At 69.4% G+C, this 15,878-nt stretch carries 12 protein-coding genes; 4 read left to right on the top strand and 8 right to left on the bottom strand.

The window, feature by feature from the left end:
* Positions 1–267: 267 nt before the first annotated feature.
* The 4 genes from ACZ53N_RS17960 to ACZ53N_RS17945 all read right to left on the bottom strand — a co-directional run bounded on the left by ACZ53N_RS17960 (position 268) and on the right by ACZ53N_RS17945 (position 4,169).
* The gene (locus ACZ53N_RS17960) at positions 268–798 is read right to left on the bottom strand and encodes a ferredoxin (RefSeq protein ID WP_469141788.1); all 531 of its coding nucleotides are present in this window, start codon (positions 796–798) and stop codon (positions 268–270) included.
* A gap of 157 nt (positions 799–955) precedes the next feature.
* Positions 956–2,242 carry a low temperature requirement protein A gene (locus ACZ53N_RS17955; RefSeq protein ID WP_469141787.1) on the bottom strand — a complete coding sequence of 429 codons (1,287 nt, stop codon included), beginning with the start codon at positions 2,240–2,242 and terminating at the stop codon, positions 956–958.
* A gap of 171 nt (positions 2,243–2,413) precedes the next feature.
* Entirely contained in the window at positions 2,414–2,845 is a 432-nt protein-coding gene (locus ACZ53N_RS17950; protein WP_469141786.1) for an aldehyde dehydrogenase family protein, read from the bottom strand.
* Between the two features lie 28 nt (positions 2,846–2,873).
* Positions 2,874–4,169: a PAS domain-containing protein gene (locus ACZ53N_RS17945; RefSeq protein WP_469141785.1), complete on the bottom strand. Its 1,296-nt coding sequence runs from the start codon at positions 4,167–4,169 to the stop codon at positions 2,874–2,876.
* Positions 4,170–4,497: 328 nt separating this feature from the next.
* On the opposite strand from ACZ53N_RS17945, the gene ACZ53N_RS17940 reads away from it, so the two are divergent.
* The 3 genes from ACZ53N_RS17940 to ACZ53N_RS17930 are packed head-to-tail and all read left to right on the top strand — an operon-like array spanning position 4,498 to position 9,214.
* Positions 4,498–5,862: an ATP-grasp domain-containing protein gene (locus ACZ53N_RS17940; RefSeq protein ID WP_469141784.1), complete on the top strand. Its 1,365-nt coding sequence runs from the start codon at positions 4,498–4,500 to the stop codon at positions 5,860–5,862.
* Positions 5,859–7,868: a PEP/pyruvate-binding domain-containing protein gene (locus ACZ53N_RS17935; RefSeq protein ID WP_469141783.1), complete on the top strand. Its 2,010-nt coding sequence runs from the start codon at positions 5,859–5,861 to the stop codon at positions 7,866–7,868. Before ACZ53N_RS17940 ends, ACZ53N_RS17935 begins: the two co-directional genes overlap by 4 nt.
* Positions 7,865–9,214, top strand: a complete 1,350-nt coding sequence (locus ACZ53N_RS17930) for an MFS transporter (protein ID WP_469141782.1) — start codon at positions 7,865–7,867, stop codon at positions 9,212–9,214. The genes ACZ53N_RS17935 and ACZ53N_RS17930 overlap by 4 nt, the downstream gene beginning before the upstream one ends.
* On the opposite strand, the gene ACZ53N_RS17925 is transcribed toward ACZ53N_RS17930, so the two are convergent.
* Both ACZ53N_RS17925 and ACZ53N_RS17920 read right to left on the bottom strand, forming a co-directional pair.
* A complete protein-coding gene (locus ACZ53N_RS17925) occupies positions 9,102–9,734 on the bottom strand; it encodes an HAD family hydrolase (protein ID WP_469141781.1) in 633 nt (210 codons plus the stop codon). The genes ACZ53N_RS17930 and ACZ53N_RS17925 overlap by 113 nt on opposite strands.
* A gap of 266 nt (positions 9,735–10,000) precedes the next feature.
* On the bottom strand, positions 10,001–11,983 hold the full coding sequence (locus ACZ53N_RS17920; protein WP_469141780.1) for an APC family permease: 1,983 nt from the start codon (positions 11,981–11,983) through the stop codon (positions 10,001–10,003).
* A gap of 774 nt (positions 11,984–12,757) precedes the next feature.
* Between ACZ53N_RS17920 and ACZ53N_RS17915 the strand changes: the two genes are divergently transcribed.
* Positions 12,758–13,402 carry a hypothetical protein gene (locus ACZ53N_RS17915; protein ID WP_469141779.1) on the top strand — a complete coding sequence of 215 codons (645 nt, stop codon included), beginning with the start codon at positions 12,758–12,760 and terminating at the stop codon, positions 13,400–13,402.
* A 466-nt stretch (positions 13,403–13,868) separates the two neighbouring features.
* Here the strand turns inward: ACZ53N_RS17915 and ACZ53N_RS17910 are convergent, their stop codons facing one another.
* Complete coding sequence (locus ACZ53N_RS17910) at positions 13,869–14,603, bottom strand: phospholipase D-like domain-containing protein (protein ID WP_469141778.1); 735 nt, start codon at positions 14,601–14,603, stop codon at positions 13,869–13,871.
* Between the two features lie 4 nt (positions 14,604–14,607).
* The gene (locus ACZ53N_RS17905; RefSeq protein ID WP_469141777.1) at positions 14,608–15,753 is read right to left on the bottom strand and encodes a hypothetical protein; all 1,146 of its coding nucleotides are present in this window, start codon (positions 15,751–15,753) and stop codon (positions 14,608–14,610) included.
* Positions 15,754–15,878: the final 125 nt, after the last annotated feature.

Raw genomic sequence — 15,878 nt, 5'->3', positions numbered from 1 at the left:
CCGCCGCCGCCCACCGCCTGGCTCTCCCGCCGGGGCGGTACCACGGCCGGCCCGAGGCCGGACAAGGGAGCCCACCGCATTTCCCGGCCGCTCGGAGAGCTCACCGCATCGGAACATGACCGGATCCTGGGATGCTCGGCATTCCTGTAGCGGGCGTACCGACCGGGATCCGGACCATTTCCACGCACTCGCCGCGTGACACCTCAGCCCCTGGGATCGCTGCGTTCCTCGCGGATCGGCGGCCTTGTTGCCGCGAAATGCCTTCGGCTACAGCTCGGGCAGCCGGTCACCGGGATCGGGAGATCGTCGCTTCTCCAGCCAGTAGAGGTAGATCCGCAGGTCGGATGCCAGGCCGCCGCCGATGTAGGACTCGAAGTCGCGGACGGCAGCAGCGATGTCCTGGCCCTGTGCGGCATCGCTCTCATCCCATGTGCTCCGCTGGTCGGACAGGTATTGCAGGACCTGTCCGCGGTTACGCCACCACTCCCGGACGGCTTCCGGTGTCCACCGGGAGTCGCCGTCACAGCCGTACCCCCCGAACGGGTCGTCGCCTGCCGCGTCGACCAGCACGGCGGTCTCCGCAGGCGTTCTGGGCTGGCGATAGACATACTCGGTAAGGTATTCACCCCCGTAGAGGACGTGGGCGGGCGCTGCAAGCCGTCCGGTCCAGCAGGTGTCGGTCTCCCCGCCGTAGAAAGGCCCGGGGACGTTGAGCCACAGCCGGTCCTCCCAGCGGCCCCGAAACGCATCGTGGTCCCTGCTGCGGACGGTAGTCATCGGGTCGAAGTAGAGCGTCACCCGCCGAGACTAGGGCATCCGTTCGAGCTGAACGCCCGCGCGACAAAGACAGCCCTTTGGTGGGGCCCTGTTGGTCGACCGCGTCGGTGTAGGGGGTGTGGGGGACGAACCGGATTTCGACTGTGAAGCAGCTGGTGCCCGGTGTTCCGACGGTGAGTCAGTGGTGTTGCGCGGCGATGCCGTTCAGCATGTGCTGCTGGTGACGGTGTCCGATTGTCTCGTAGCCGATCACGGTGACGAAGGGGGCGAGCATGACGATGAGCAGGCACACCGCGATGGCGACACCGGCCGCGGAGAGCAGTACCGCCACGGCGAGCACGGCGAGCGTGAGGCCGATGAGCAGCAGGTGGAAGCGGTCCGCGGAGGAGAGCAGCAGGGTGTGCAGGAGGTAGACCATCAGCAGGTAGAGGCCGACGGGGAGGGCCAGGGACAGGACGACGGCGGCGTCGCCGATCTTCGCGTGGTGTTCCAGGTGCAGCCCCGCCACGTGGAGCCCCGCCCCCGCTCCGGCGATGCCGATGTAGAGGGGGATGTGTCCGTAGCCGAAGAGGTATCCGCGGTTGCGGCGGTGGGTGAGGATGTCGCCGAAGGGCGTGGTGAAGTACACCCACCACATGCCGAAGGTCAGACCGACTCCGGCGACGACGACGGCGACGGCGTTCGCGCCCCACTCCGTCCCGTCCGCGCCGCCCAGGAGTTCGCCCGACGAGGCGATGGTGCCGACGACTCCTTCGCCGAGGGTGATGATGGCGAACAGGCCGTAGCGTTCGGCGACATGGTGGGGGTGCCAGGGGGTCCCGCCCGCGCGGCCCTGGGTGAGGAGTGGCAGCACCAGTTCCAGCGCCCCGAGCACGACGAACGCGGCCAGCACGGCGGCGAGCGGCAGCTCGGTGAAAGCGACGACGATCCATCCGGCCTGGGCGATCATGGTCCAGCGGATGTTGGCCATCCCGACCTTGCGGAAGGGGGGAGACTCCCGGGCCGCGCGCCACCACTGAGCCACCATCGCGATCCGCATCACGACGTAGCCGATGACCATGGCCCGCAGTTCGAGGTGGTCGCCCTCTTCGAGGGAGTGGAACATCGCCGGGAGGCCGAGGGAGAAGACGACGACGCCGATCATCTGGAGCATCGTCAGGGCGCGGTAGAGCCAGTCGTCGGTGGCGAAGGCGGAGGCGAACCAGCTGAAGCTGATCCAGGCGACGCTGATGGCGAACATCGCCAGTACGAACGCGGTGATCGCGTGGGTGGCGTGACCTTCGGCGAGCATCTCGGCGAACTGGGATGCCGCGGTGCCGACGGCGACCACGAACGTCAGGTCGAACAGCAGCTCAAGGGGTGAGGAGACCCGGCCGTGTTCCTCCGGGTCACGGCCGGTCATCGGTACCAGACGGTGCGAAAGACCGCTCCCGCCGGCGGCGCTGGTTGCTTCGGAGTCACTCATGCGCCGCATGATGCCCGAAGCGGAAGCGCTGACGGTCCGGCGCCGCGCGGCGCCGGCAGGGGCGTAGGCGGGACTGGGGCGGAACGGGGGCATGTCAGGTATCCACTCCGACGATGGACTTGGTCTCCAGGTATTCGCCGATGCCGAAGTCGGCCCGGGGGTCGCCGACTTTCAGTCCCGCGACTGCCGTGGGTGCACGGCGGTGTCCAGGTCTGCGTCGGGCAGCACGATCTGCGGCGATTTGCCGCCGAGTTCCGTGACGACTCTTTTGGCCGTGGTGGCCGCTGCGGCCACCACGCCGACAGCGACCGGTCCGGAGCCGGTGAAGGAGATCATGTCGATCTGCGGGTGCGCGTTCAGCGTGTCCCCAATGACCGAGCCGCGGGCCAGGACGAGGTTGAACACCCCCGCGGGGACCCCGGCCGCCTCCAGGAGCTCCGCCAGCAGCACGGCCGAATACGGGGTCAGCTGGGCTGGTTCGAGGACGGTGGTGCACCCGGCGGCGAGGGCGGAGGCCACCTTTCCGGCGGGCCGGAGGGCGGGATAGCTCCACGGCGTGATCATCGCGCACACGCCGATCGGCTCCCTCCCGCGACCTCGCACCGCGGAAAGCTCGCCGCTGCCCTGCCCCTCAGACAGCGCTGAGTGGATGGGCCGCCGTCGCGGAGCGCGGAGGCCAGGCGCACGGGGCCAGGATGCCGAGGACGTAGGCGCGGGCGACGAGGGCCGGGCGGGTCGCCGCCCCCAGGAGATGCCGCAGGCGGCTGAGGTGGTAGTCGACCGTCTGCCGGGACAACTGCAGCGAAGTGGCGATGTCGCCGTTGCTGCTGCCCTCCGCCAGGAGGGAGAGGATGCGGACCTGCGCGGCGGTGAGCGGCGCATGCGCCTCGTGGGCGAGGCTCTGGTGGGTGACGACGGCCCAGACGTGCCGGGCCCGGGCGGCGGGGTGGCCGGTCGTCGTCAGGTGGAGCCGCGCGCGGCGCTGCAGCCCCTGGGCGTCCACGAGCACCGCGGATGTCTCGACCCTTCTGGTGCGGCGCGCTATCAGGCCGTTCCAGCGCCGGTGCAGCCGGTCGAGATCGGGTTCCGGGGCGAGCAGGGTGTGCGCGCGGCGGCCGACCAGATCGTGCGGGCTGAGCCGGAACAGTTCGGCCGCCGCCGCGCTCGCCTCGACCACGCGCCCGTTCGCCGAGAGCAGCGCGCAGGGCAGGCCGCTGTGGTCGCGCAGGGCCTCCAGGTTCTCCTCGGCCTCCTGCCACTGGACCGTTGCGCGCAGGTGGTCCGTGACGTCCACGTAGATTCCGGCGACGCAGGTCTGCGCGTTCTCCCGTACGGGGAAGCGGTGGCCCACCGCCCGGCCCGCGCTGCCGTCCTGGCGCCGGTAGCCGAGAGTGTGTCGTACCGGCGTACCCCGGCTGAGGACCTCCTGGTCGAGGGTGCGGAACCGGTCGGCCTCGGCGGGCTCGTCGAGGTCCTCTATGTACTTGCCGACGATCTGTTCCGGGACCGTGCCGTAGAGGTGCCCGTAGGCGTGGTTGGCCCACAGGTAGCGTCCGTCCTTGTCGCGGATGAAGGCGGCGGCCGGGGCGAGGTCCACCAGGTCCGCGAAGGCCGCGTGTCCGCGCGGGGCCTCGGTGCGGGTGTCGGCCTCCACCGCGAGGCCGCGCGCACGGCCGTGGGCCCGGCCTTCGCTCGGGAGTCGGCTGACGTCGAAGGCGCGGCCGTCGAACCGGATCCGTCGGCGGCCCTCCCGCGGCGAGTGCCCCGGGTCGGGGAGTTCCCGGCGCAGCCGGTCCAGAAAGCGCCGCGCCGTGCCGGTGTCGGTGAAGGCGCCGCCTCCCTGTTCCAGCACCTGCCACGTCTCGTCGGCTTCCCACCAGAACACGGGAAGGTGCTCGAGCAGTGCCTTGAGACTGGAATCGTCCACAGCGCTCTCCGTCCGTATACGACTGGCTGACGCTCAGTCATAAGGCGTTGGATATCCCGCCCCCGCTCCGCACATGCCTGGATCCCGGCCGGGTGCCGTCGCACCGGAAGCCGCTGCGGAGGCGGAGGTTCCCCGGGACTCAGGCAAATGCCTGAGTCCCGGGGGCCCACGGAGGCGTCACGGGCGGTTGTGGCCTGGTCCCCTGGAGTGAGCGGGTGAACACGCCCCGCCGCGCGGGCCGGAGAGCCACCGGACTCACCGCACGTTCCCCCGCATACGGCGATCCGTCGAAAACCCGAATGATTGGAGACGAACTTCAGTGAGCAAGGTGCTGTTAGTGCATGCCAAGGGTGGTCCGCCGCTCGGTCACCTCCTGTCCCGGACGGCCGCGAAGGCGGAAGTGCACCTGCTGGCGCTCAGCGCTCTTCCTCCCGCCGTGGCAGGCTCCGCCCGCAGACTGTGCGCCTCGGTCGTGACGCCTGCCGACGCACACCGCTCCGACCTGGTGTCCCTGATCGTCGCGCGAGCCGAGGCCGTGGGCGCGGACGCGGTGCTCACCTTCTCCGAGTACGCGGTCGTGGCCGTCGCCGAGGCGTGCGAGGCACTCGGTCTCGCGGGGGCGGGCAGTGCCTCCGCGCTCGCCCGCGACAAGCGGCTGATGCGCCGCACCTGGCAGCGACACGGGCTGCCGCAGCCCGAGTTCCGCCCCGTGGGCACCGAGGCCGACCTGCACACGGCGGCTCGCTCCCTGCCCGGCCCGCTGCTCCTCAAGGCGGCCTGGAGCGCCGGCTCCACCGCGCACCAGATCATCCGCTCCCCGCACGAGGTGTCGGCCGCCTGGGCGCGCTCCTGTGACGTGATGGCCGAATCGGCCCGGCTGGGCTACGCGGAGCTGCATGTGGCCGAGGCCGACGCGGACTACGTGGTCGAGCAGATCGTCACCGGCACCGCGTCGGACTGGTTCGACGAGCCCGGCTGGGGCGACTACGTCAGTGTCGAGGGCGTCGTGGCGAACGGCACCTTCCACCCGGTGTGCCTCAGCGGGCGGATGCCCACGGTCGAGCCGTTCACCGAACGCGCGAGCATCACCCCCGCCCTGCTGGCCCGGGACGCCCAGGACCGGATCGTGGACCTGGCCCGCCGCGCGGTCGACGCCCTCGGCCTGCGCGACTGCGGGACCCACACCGAGATCAAGCTCGGCGCCGACGGCAGCATGTGGCTGATCGAGACGGCCGCCCGGTTCGGCGGCGCGATGACCGTGCCGCAGATCGAGGAGGTCTTCGGGCTCGACCTCGTGGGCATGCTCGTCGACCACCTCCTCGGACGCCCGGTCGGGTGGCCCGAGCAGGTCCTCACCCCGGCACAGGCGCGCGGGGCGGCGGGCTCCCTCGTCGTCCTCGCGGTCGACGGCCGCGGCCGGGCCTGGCCGGACCGCAAGGTCTGGGACTTCCGCGCCGTCTCGGCGGACATCCCCCTCAGCCGGGGCAGCCGCCTGTCGGTGGTCGGGGAGAGTTCGCTCGCCGACGGCAGTGTCGTGCCCGTGTACGACCCGGCCGCCGGCGCCAACACCATGGCGGCCCTGTGCCTGCTCTCCGCCGCCGACGCGCGGACCGTACTCCGCGACTTCGAGACCCTGGTGGACGCCCTGCCCCGGGTGCTGCCCGCCGCTCAGCCCGAGGAGGTTTCGGCATGACCGCCCAGCTGCTCACCGACGCCGCCGAACCGGTCACGGACCGCACGGTCGTCGGCGAGAACCTCTCCCTGCCGCTCTTCCGCACCCTCTCCGGGGTCCTGGCGGGACACCCGTACCTCAAGGTCGTCGTCGACCGTGCCGAGAACACCTGGCACCTGCTCGACACCGCCGCGCACCCCTTCCACGTCAACTACATCGCCACCCGCGTTCTGGGCATGGACCTGGCCGCGCTCGACGCGGACCTCGACGCCTTCAACGCCTCCGTCTACATGGACCCCGGGCGTCGCTTCCTGCTCGGTGTGCTGTCCCTGCACACCGAGCAGGACACGGACGGCCGCGAACGCACGTTCCTCGTCCTGGAGACGACCGAGGCCGACACCATGCACGGCGAACTTCTTGCGTTCTTCTACGAGTTCGTACGAGCACGGGTCGACGGCAGGCTGCCGCTGTTCCTCAAGCCCGCCAACCACGGGCAGGAGGAGGAGCTGGCGGCGATCAGCGAACTGTGCGTGCCGCGCATCCTCAGCCACGAGCTCTTCGGTTCCCGGACCCGCGCCCCGCTCAATCCCGGCGAGGCCACCGGGCGGCTGCGCTTCTTCCGTACGCGCGAGGAGTACGCGGCGGCGGAGGCCGGGCTCGGCTGGGCGGACATCGTGGCCATGCCGTGCCTGCCGGACGACGTCCCCCGGGTCGCCGGATTCCTCAACACCGCGCCGATCACCCCGCTCTCGCACACCAACGTCCTCGCCTCCGGCTGGGGCATACCCAACGCGATCGTGCGCGACCTGGAACAGCTCGTCGACAAGGACGGCCTGGACGGCGCGTGGGTCCGCTATCGGGTCCGCGAGGACGAGATATCCCTCGAGCGGCTCGACCACGAACCCGACCTGCGGGCTCCGGCCTGGCACCAGCAGCGCATACGCCTCGAACCGCCGCTGCTCGAAGACGTTCCCGTGCTGGCCCTGCACCGGCTGCGCAGCGCCGACCGCGACCGCTACGGCACCAAGGCGGCCAACCTCGGCGAGCTGCACCACGTACTCGACAGCCGCACAGCCGACCTGACCGCCTTCTACGGGCGGCCCCGCCCGCCGCGCGAGGACCTCTACGGGCATCTCGCGGCCCGCCTCGGCCTGAACGCGCCCTCCCTTGCCGAATTACGCGCCGCTGCTGCCGCCTTCGTGGCCACGACGGTCGGCGCCCCCGAAGGCGTCGCGCTGCCCTTCGCGCTCCAGCAGCACTTCCTGGCCTCCTCCCCCGCCCTCCAACAGGGCATCGGCAAGCTCAAGATGGCTCTCGAACTCGACGCCACCGACGTCCTGGACTCACTCTGCCTGCAGCTCCAGCACCTGATCCGGCACACACCCGTCCCCGAGTCGGTCACCCGGCAGATCAGCCAGGCCTTTCCCGCCCCCGCCGACCCGCGCGGCCGCCTGGTGGTGCGCTCCTCGTCCAACGCAGAGGACCTTCCGGGGTTCTCCGCGGCGGGCGTCTACGACTCCGTCACCACCGCCCACGGAGCCGACGAACTCCTGGACGCCGTACGCCAGGTGTGGGCCTCGCTGCTCTCGCCACGCAGCGTGCGCCTTCGCCACCAGGTCGGCATTTCCCTGGACGACACCTACATGGGCGTCATCGTCCAGGAGTACGTCCCCGCCTCGCTCGGCGGCGTTCTGGTGACCTGCGACCCGACCCGCCGCGAGGACTTCCGCAACGTCTACCTCAACTGTTCCCCCGGCTCCCCGGAGCAGGTGGTCGAGGGCTCGGTCCTGCCGCAGCAGTACCTGTACAACACCGTGGAGGGCGGAGGCCGTACCGTCGCCCTGGGTTCCTCGGGCGACGGGCTCTCCGCCGCCACCCGCTCCCGGCTCGCCGACCTGTGCCTGACCGGGCGACTCCTGCAGTCCCACTTCAGCGGGTCCGACGTGGACCGGCCGTTGGACATCGAGTGGCTGATGACCGAACGGGGCGACTTCCGGCTGGTCCAGGTCCGCCCGTACGCGCTGTGAGGGCGCGCTCCAGCCGGCAGGGGGCGGGCACCGGCCCGACCGTCACCGCCCGCCGGATCATCCGGCTCAACTACGGCTTCCAACTGCTGTTCAATCTGCTGTGGTGGATGCCGGTGTTCTACGCCTACCAGAAGGCGGCCGGGCTCTCGGACGCGCAGATCTTCGGCATCCAGAGCATCTACTACGTGGCCTTCTGCCTGTTCGAGATCCCGACGGGCCTGATCGCCGACCGGATCGGCACCCGCAACTGCCTGCTCGCCGGCGCGGTGGTCATGACCGCGGCGAACCTGGCTCCGGTGGTCAGCGCCTCCTACACCGGCTTCCTCGTCCACTTCCTGGCCATCGCCGCGGGCCGTTCACTCACCTCGGGAGCGGCCAGCGCCTACCTGTACGACGGTCTGCGCGCCGAGAAGTGCGACGAGCACTACCTGAGGGCGGAGGGCACCGCTCGGGCGCTGGGGCTCGTTGCGAAGGTCGTGTGCTGGCCGCTGGTCGGGCCCCTGATGGCCGTGGCACATCCGGCCCCGTACGTGCTCAGCGCCGCCAGCGCGGCGGGCTCCCTCGCCTGCGCCGTCGCACTGCCCCGCCTTGCGGGGGCGGGCGGCGGTACGGGGAAGACGGACGGAGGGCACGGGGGCGGTGCGTTCCTGCGGGACGCGGGCGCCGCGCTGCGCTGTGTCGCCTCCTCGCGATGGCTGACCCTGGTGATGGTGCAGGGCGTGGCGATCTTCACGCTCTCCCGGATCTGCCAGGTCAACCTCTTCCAGCCGATCCTGCTGGACCACGGCATCGCGGAGGCCTCGCACGGCAGTGTGATGGCGGCGATGACGGTGGCGGAGGCCGTGGCATCGGCCCGTCCACAGTGGCTGAGCCGCCGCCTGCCACCGGTCGCCTGGGTCTCGGTCCTCAGCCTCGCGCTGGCGGGCAGCCTGGCGGCCATGACATTCGGCGGGCCGTGGGCCGTCGTCGCGCTGCTCTGCCTGTTCGCCGCCGCGACCGGCTTCGCGTACCCCGTCCAACGCAAGCTGGTGAACGACGCGGTGCCCGCGCACGCCCCGCGCGCCACGCTGCTCTCGGTCGAGAGCATCGTGGATCGCGCGGTGTGCGCACTGGCCGCGATCGCCGCGGGCGCCTATCTCGCCGCCGGGCGCCTGGACGCCTTGCTGTGGCACAGCGCGCTCGCCACGGCGGTGCTGCTCGGGGTTTTCCAACTGCTTTTGCGCAGCGGGGTGGTCAAGCGGGAGAGCGCCGGCCAAGGAGTTCGACCAGCCGGACCGGGAGAAACGCGGGCCGGTGCGGCCGACCGACCTGGTACGGCACGAAACCGAGCGAGGAAGCCGCTCTGACCTCCTCGGCCGTCTCCGCCTGATAGACCACTCGGCAGCGGCCCGAGCCGGCCTTCGCCCGCTGCCAGAGAGCGGGAGCCGGTTTGCGTTCCGCCTCGGTACGCGGGGTGAGGACGCGGTCGCCGAAGTCCTTCCAGGCGAAGGGCGCGGGCCCCCGCCAGGTGGCGTCGACCTCCTGCCGCAGCCTGGCGGCGCGCTCGGCGTCGGTCGTGCCCCAGGAGGGCGGCACGTTGGTGATCAGGCCGACGGGAATGCGGCGTAGGCGCAGGGCACGCAGATAAGAGGCCGCGCCGGGTTGATAGCCGGTGCTGCCGTCGTCGGCGGTGTGCACGAGGGTCTCGCCCAGGTCGAAGTACACGATGGGGCACGCCCGTTCACGCGCGGCGGCAGCCGTTCTCGTGACTCCGCTCGCGTCTTCGGGCAGCGCCGCGCTCACGGTGGCGCTGCACACGGCCCACACCAGAGCCGCGCTCAGCGCGAGGCCTGCCTGCACGGAGCCCTTGGAGGCAGATCTGTTCATACGTCGTCGCCCTTTCCTCGTACACACCGGTCCACCACGCCCTACCCGTGCGCACCGCGTGTCACCCGGGTCTCGCGGGGCCATCCTCGGAGATCACCGCACCGGCGGCCCCGGGAACCCGCGCACGGTCAGTTCGACGGCCGACAGGCGCCGACGGCCGGGGCAGGATCGTGCGACCGCGCCGCCACCGCCGAGTTCTCAGGTGGCGGCTTCCATGGCACTTCGACTGCTGCCGCCGAGCTGGCGCAGGCGAGACGCCGGGGATGTCAGCCGCCGACGTGGATGCCGGGGCGTTTGGCGGGGTCGCTTTCGTGGCTGCGGATGATCTCGCGGGTGACTGGTGCGGTGTCGCCGCGGCCCAGGAGGAAGTACCGGAACATGTGGCGCAGGGGGCTGCCTTCGGCCCAGGCGAAGTAGCAGTGCGGCCGTACTCCGGTGATGTCGCGCAGGGCGAGCAGGATGGTGGCGATGGCGTTCGGCGCTGCCGGTGCCTGGGCGCGCAGGATGCGGTAGCCGTCGACTTCGACGCCGTGGACGGAGAGGGTTTCGCTGAAGTCCGAGGGGTCGATGACGTCGATTTCCAGGAACAGGACATCGGCGGGGCGGGGCACCGGGTTGGTGCCCCGCTGTTCGCGCTCTTTGTCGGCGTATTCGGCTGCGTCGCCGGCCTGGCGGCGGTTGGCGATGATGTTGATGGAGCCGTCGTGGGCGAGGGTGTCGGTGATGAAGCGGCGGGCGGCCTGGTCGAACGTGATGCGGTCCGCGCGAAGTTCGGTGGTGCGTGAGACCCGGGAGATCAGTGACACGGCGATGATGCCGGTGATGAAGATGCCCGAGATGGCGATGCCCTCGGGTTTGTCGACGATGTTGGCGATGAGGGCGTAGAGGAGCACCGCGGTCAGTACGGCGAATCCTGCGGTGGTGGCGCGCTGGTGGCGGCGCAGGGCGGAGACGGTGACGGCGAAGGCGCCGGAGACCATCATGGCCAGGATGCCGGTGGCGTAGGCGCCGGCCTGCGCGTCGACGTCGGCGTCGAACGCGATGGTGATGACGATGCACAGGGCCGTATAGACCAGGACGACGGGGCGTACCGCGCGTCCCCATTCGGGGGCCATGCCGTAATCGGGCAGGTAGCGGGGCACGATGTTGATCAGTCCTGCCATCGCGGACGCGCCCGCGAACCACAGGATCAGGGCGGTGCTCACGTCGTAGACGGTGCCGAACGCCTCCCCGACGTGTTCGTGTGCGAGCCAGGCCAGAGCACGGCCGTTGGCCCCGCCACCGGATTCGAATTCCTTGTGCGGGATGAGGATGGTGGTGACGAGGCTGGCGGCGAGGAGGTAGAGACTCATGGTGAGTGCGGCGGTGGTGAGCAGCTTGCGGGTGTTGCGGATGCGTGAGGCCAACCGCTGCTCCGTGCTCTCGCCCTCAGCGGCCACGAGGGGCATCATGCTCACCCCGGTCTCGAAGCCCGACAGCCCGAGGACGAGCAGCGGGAACGCCAGAAGTGCCGGCCCGATCAGATCGCCCGGGCCACCCCCGCCGTCGATGAGAGCATGGGTCCACTGTGACCATGCGCCCGGTGTGGTGAACACATGCACCGCACCCACGGCGATGACCACTGTGTTGAGGACCAGGAAGATCGCGACCAGCGGGATGGCGACGCTGACCGCTTCGCTGAACCCGAGAAGGAACACCCCTCCGAGTACCACCAGCAGGGCCACCGTGAGGCCGACCTCGTGACCGTGCAGGGCCTGTGGGAAGAAGGGGTTCTCCACCACGTGCACGGAGGCGTCCGCCGTGGACAGGGTGATCGTGATGATCCATGACGTGGCGACAAACCCCAGAAGGACCAGCACGAACAGCTTGCCCCACCAGAACGGCAGCAGGTCCTCCAGCATCGCCACCGAGCCCGCCCCGTGCGGGCTTTCCTTGGTCACCCGCCGGTACATCGGCAGCATCCCCAGCAGGGTCAGCGCCACGATCAACAGCGTCGCCAGTGGCGACACCGCGCCCGCCGCGAGGGCGGCGATCGCCGGGACGTAGGCGAGGCTGGAAAAGTAGTCCACGCCGGTCAGGCACATCACCTTCCACCAGGCGTGCGGCTTCTCCGGCTCTTTGCCCGCCGCCGGCCCGACCGGCTGGACCTGGTGACGCAGCAACCACCGCGCCACGCCACCGGTCGGCTGGCTGTGCTGGGCAGGACTGTCCACCGTTTCCGGAACGGCCAGTTCGTTCGCGTCCTTCATAACCCCCATCAACCTTTCCATTACCTCGCCGCACAGAGCCCGGCCGCCACCGCACCCCGGCATCGCAGCACTCACTGAGTATGCGACCTCCGGGGTGTACCCCTGACTGCCTGATTCAGAGCTCGAGAAGCGCAGGTCACATCCGCAATGTGCCCCCTCGGGCAGAGTCCCCGTTTCATGAAGGCGTCATGAGGCGGCATCCCGTCACGGTCACTGTGCGCGTTGCGCATGGATACGCCGACACCGACGGCGCCGGCCATCCGACCGGGAGTCCGGTAAGAGAGAACGCTCTGCTCGCGCGGACAGGTGCATCGGGGTTTGAAGGCCCCACCGACCACAACAGCAGCGGTCCAGACCGCGGCCATCGAGTTCTGCCTGCGGCCATCGTGCCCGGGCCGGCGCATGCGGCATGGTCGAACCCGTACGCTCCCGCCACCCGGCGCGACGACCGCCCGTCACCTCACCCAGTGCGGGCGCGGCCCTTCGACCTCTCCGGCCGCCGCGAAATACCGGGCCGCTCGCACAACTCGCCATACCGGGCTCGCCGCCACCGGCACTGCCCGGCCAACTCCGGTGCACCGCGCAGAATGGGCTTGCAGATCAGGGTTTCGTGTGGAGTGTCCTTGGCGAAATACTTCAACCATGGGCTTATCACCGGTTGCCGGTCATCCTGCTGTCGCGGCCTTCCGAGAGCCCTGAGGCAGGCGACCCATCCCGCAGTTCGGCCCGCGGGCCGATGCCGAGGCGAAGCGGACCGCGCGTGTGCTGGCCGCGGTGTCGACGCATGCCAGACCTGTCGAGCGCACCCTCGCACTGCGGCAGGCCGCCACGGTTGCCGGTGAATTGGCGGCCGCGCTGTCGGATCTGGCTCCGGCCGTGGTCGGTGAGGGGCTGCTGGCGGAGTCGACCAGTCAGTCGTTCTTCCGGGTCCGTGAGGAGGAACTGTCGGACCAGCAGGCTGCCCTGCACGGCGCCCTGGTCATCCACCGCGGTCTGGAAGATCTGTGTGGTGCTCCGCTGTCGGGTTCCGACCTGGCGCTGGAGATGACCGGGATGCGGCAGTCGGTGCTCGATCTCACCGGTGCGGCGCCGGGCACCGACCCTGACTCCGTCCCGCCGGTGCCCGTCCCCGAGGCTGATGCGGGATCGTCACTGGAGAGCGTGTGGAGTGCTCGGTGGCTCATCGGTCACCAGGTCCATGTCCTGTTCAACGTCTGCGCCGCGGTCGCCGTGGCCGACGCCACCCGCCATCTGCGGCTCGGCGACGGTGATGCCGCGCTGCTGCGGCTGGCGGACGCGACGGTGTATGTGCGTGGATTCCCGGAGCGGCGATGGCTCACGCCAGTACGATCCCGGCCGACTACTACATGGCGGCGAAACGCCACACCATGGCGCCTCCGTCGGTGGACATGCCGTTGAGCGGGCGCCAGCATCGCGGATACAAGCTGTTCCGGGCGGCGATGAAGGGCCTGCTGTCCGTCGTTCCCGACTCCCAAGACCGCTTGGCGGCCCGCGCCCCGGAGCTGACGGAGGCACGGGGCGCGCTCCTGGAAGCCGACATCGTGGACGGTGAACGGCACGTCACCCTCGCGTACTCGATGGTGCATCTGCGTCGTTCCATCGCTCAGAAACCCGAGGGACCCGACAGCGCCGTCGCCGAACTGCGGCTCATGCGTCATCGCCGCGCGGCCCAGTACGCCTCCGCTGATCCGATTCGGGGACCACTACATCGCCGACGCCGTAGCCGGCCTGCGCCACTCGCGAGTCCCCTCGTCCGCCCATGACAGTATCGTACGTATGGAAACTGACGGTCATAAGATCACTACAGTTGGTGATTTGCTCGCGGTTGCCCAGGTCTGCGCGAACTGAGAGAACCGCTGGCCAGTCATGATCTGCGATAGGTGTCGAGGACACGCTCAACTACAAGGACGGGCTCGCCTCGGACGAGAACGCCGAGCTCAAGGTTGCGACCACCAATGCCAGCTCCTGTGATATTGGCGCTGCCAATATAGGCCGCTTCGGAGTCAGAGGTGAGGACCTTTAGGTGTACCCAAGGCGCATCCTCTCGTAGTTTCGATACCGAGAAGTTCGCCGAGCGTCCCTCGGCTGCGATAGTCGCAGTCAGGTCGCCGAGGGCGTGGTCTGCATGGGTTGAACGGGTTGGGAGAAGGATCTCGATTCGCACGCCTCGTGTCGTGGCAGCTGCGAGCGCCTCAGCCATGAATGAAATACCGGGCTGATCGATAAAGGGGGCCGCGAGGCGGAGGGTCCGTCTCGCCTGGACGACGAGTTGGATAAGGGTTTCCCCTGTTGTACGGCGCAAACCTTCCGGTATTTCTACTCTCGGCAGGGATGCCACGAGATCCCACGGTTCAACGCTGGCTATCGATCTCCGCCCCAGCGCCCAAGCCGCAGCTTCCTGGCACAGCGCGGGGATCCGCTCGTGTTCATTGGCGAACCGGCTACGCAGTACCTCAACGAGTTCTGGCTCCAATCCGGCTTGAATGGCCGCGGCGCGGTTCAACTGCGGCGCCATCAGGATCCGAGTGAGGTCGCTGGCAGACGCCCTGGGGTCAGCGCAATCGACGAGCACACCACCCACTAGTTCGGCGTGATCCACTGCGTCACGCCCCAGCGTTGAAGAAGCCATGAGCGCCGAAGAGTTCCGAGCGATCGAGGAACCGGTTGAACCAGCGGCAGGACGGCTCACCAAGGTGGAGGCAGCCCATGCAGGCACCACCGCCGCTACGACAACCGGGGTCCAGTGCGCAGCGCGACTCGCCCTCAACTAGGTCCTCAAGGAAGCGGTGCAGAGAGGACTCGAAGACGGATTGGAGTCCACCGAGCACGAAGTCCCCCCGCGATGCGGCGTAAACGACGAAACTGAGGTGGTGCGGGACAAGATACTCGGCAAGGCCGTCGCGTTCGATGCCGGCGAAGGAAGCAAGTCTTCGGATCGTCCGGTGCGCGTATGAATGCACGAGCCGGAGCAGGTCGCCGCCGAGCGGTTGGGCCCTCTCCTGCGTTGGGTACGGCAGCTCCATAGCCTGAAGCAGGGCAATACGCGCCGCGCGGGCCTCCTTCACGTCAGGCAGTGCGTGTCCCCGACTCGCGAGGTGCTGATACACCTGGAGAGGATCCAGTCGGAAGAGCAGGGCTTCAGTACGGGACAGCGATCCGTAGGCGCGGATGCGTCCGCGTTCGCGGAACGGAACCAGGCGAGTGGCTCCGGGCGAGAGATCTCCTCGGGAGTACCCGAATGCCAGTGTGGCCACGGGGAAGTTGGCGAGCAGCTCAACCTCCTCAAGCTGCGCCTGGCGCATCGAGTTCCCGTACGCACCCTCGTACAGCGTCCGCAATGGTGGGGTCGCACCCGCAACCATGTCTTTGATCCTGACCCGACCGCCATTGACTGCGGAGGCGAGGCTCAACGCTTCCTCATGCACCTTGTCACGAGTGGTGTCGGACAAAACGATCTCGGTCCCACTATGCCCGGCGTCAACCTCGCCACGCCTGAGGGCCTCCTGAGCCATTCGTTGCGCGGTCTCCTCGGACAGATTCGCGAGGCGAAGTGTCTCGATGAGCCCGGCGACGGTCTGTCTCCCTGTTGCCGGGTCGTTCGATGTCATTCCGTTAAGGACCCAGTCAAGCGCACGAGCTCCTCCGCCGCCAGCACGTAGGCGGGCCGCCTCGGCGGGATCCGGGGGGTTGACGAGTACGGCGAAGTGGGGCGAGAAGACGACAGCCGCTCGATGGACGGTGAAGGACATGCCGCCGTCCCCGCAGTTGCAGAGTTGGAAGGGGATACCGCCTGGCGTCAGCTGCTGATGGCACTGCGGACAGAAGATGCGGAGCTCGCGTGCCGTCGCTGTGCCAGGAAGGCGGACAGCAACCG

It is taken from the genome of Streptomyces sp. NPDC033229 (genome assembly GCF_055576875.1).
The sequence above is the reverse complement of the archived record's forward strand: the minus strand, read 5'-3'. Positions and strand labels throughout refer to the sequence as shown.

Coding starts and splice junctions, on each gene's coding strand:
- ACZ53N_RS17955 (WP_469141787.1), bottom strand. CDS start 2,242: ATGAGTGACTCCGAAGCAACCAGCGCCGCCGGCGGGAGCGGTCTTTCG.
- ACZ53N_RS17935 (WP_469141783.1), top strand. CDS start 5,859: ATGACCGCCCAGCTGCTCACCGACGCCGCCGAACCGGTCACGGACCGC.
- ACZ53N_RS17925 (WP_469141781.1), bottom strand. CDS start 9,734: ATGAACAGATCTGCCTCCAAGGGCTCCGTGCAGGCAGGCCTCGCGCTG.
- ACZ53N_RS17920 (WP_469141780.1), bottom strand. CDS start 11,983: ATGAAGGACGCGAACGAACTGGCCGTTCCGGAAACGGTGGACAGTCCT.
- ACZ53N_RS17905 (WP_469141777.1), bottom strand. CDS start 15,753: ATGTCCTTCACCGTCCATCGAGCGGCTGTCGTCTTCTCGCCCCACTTC.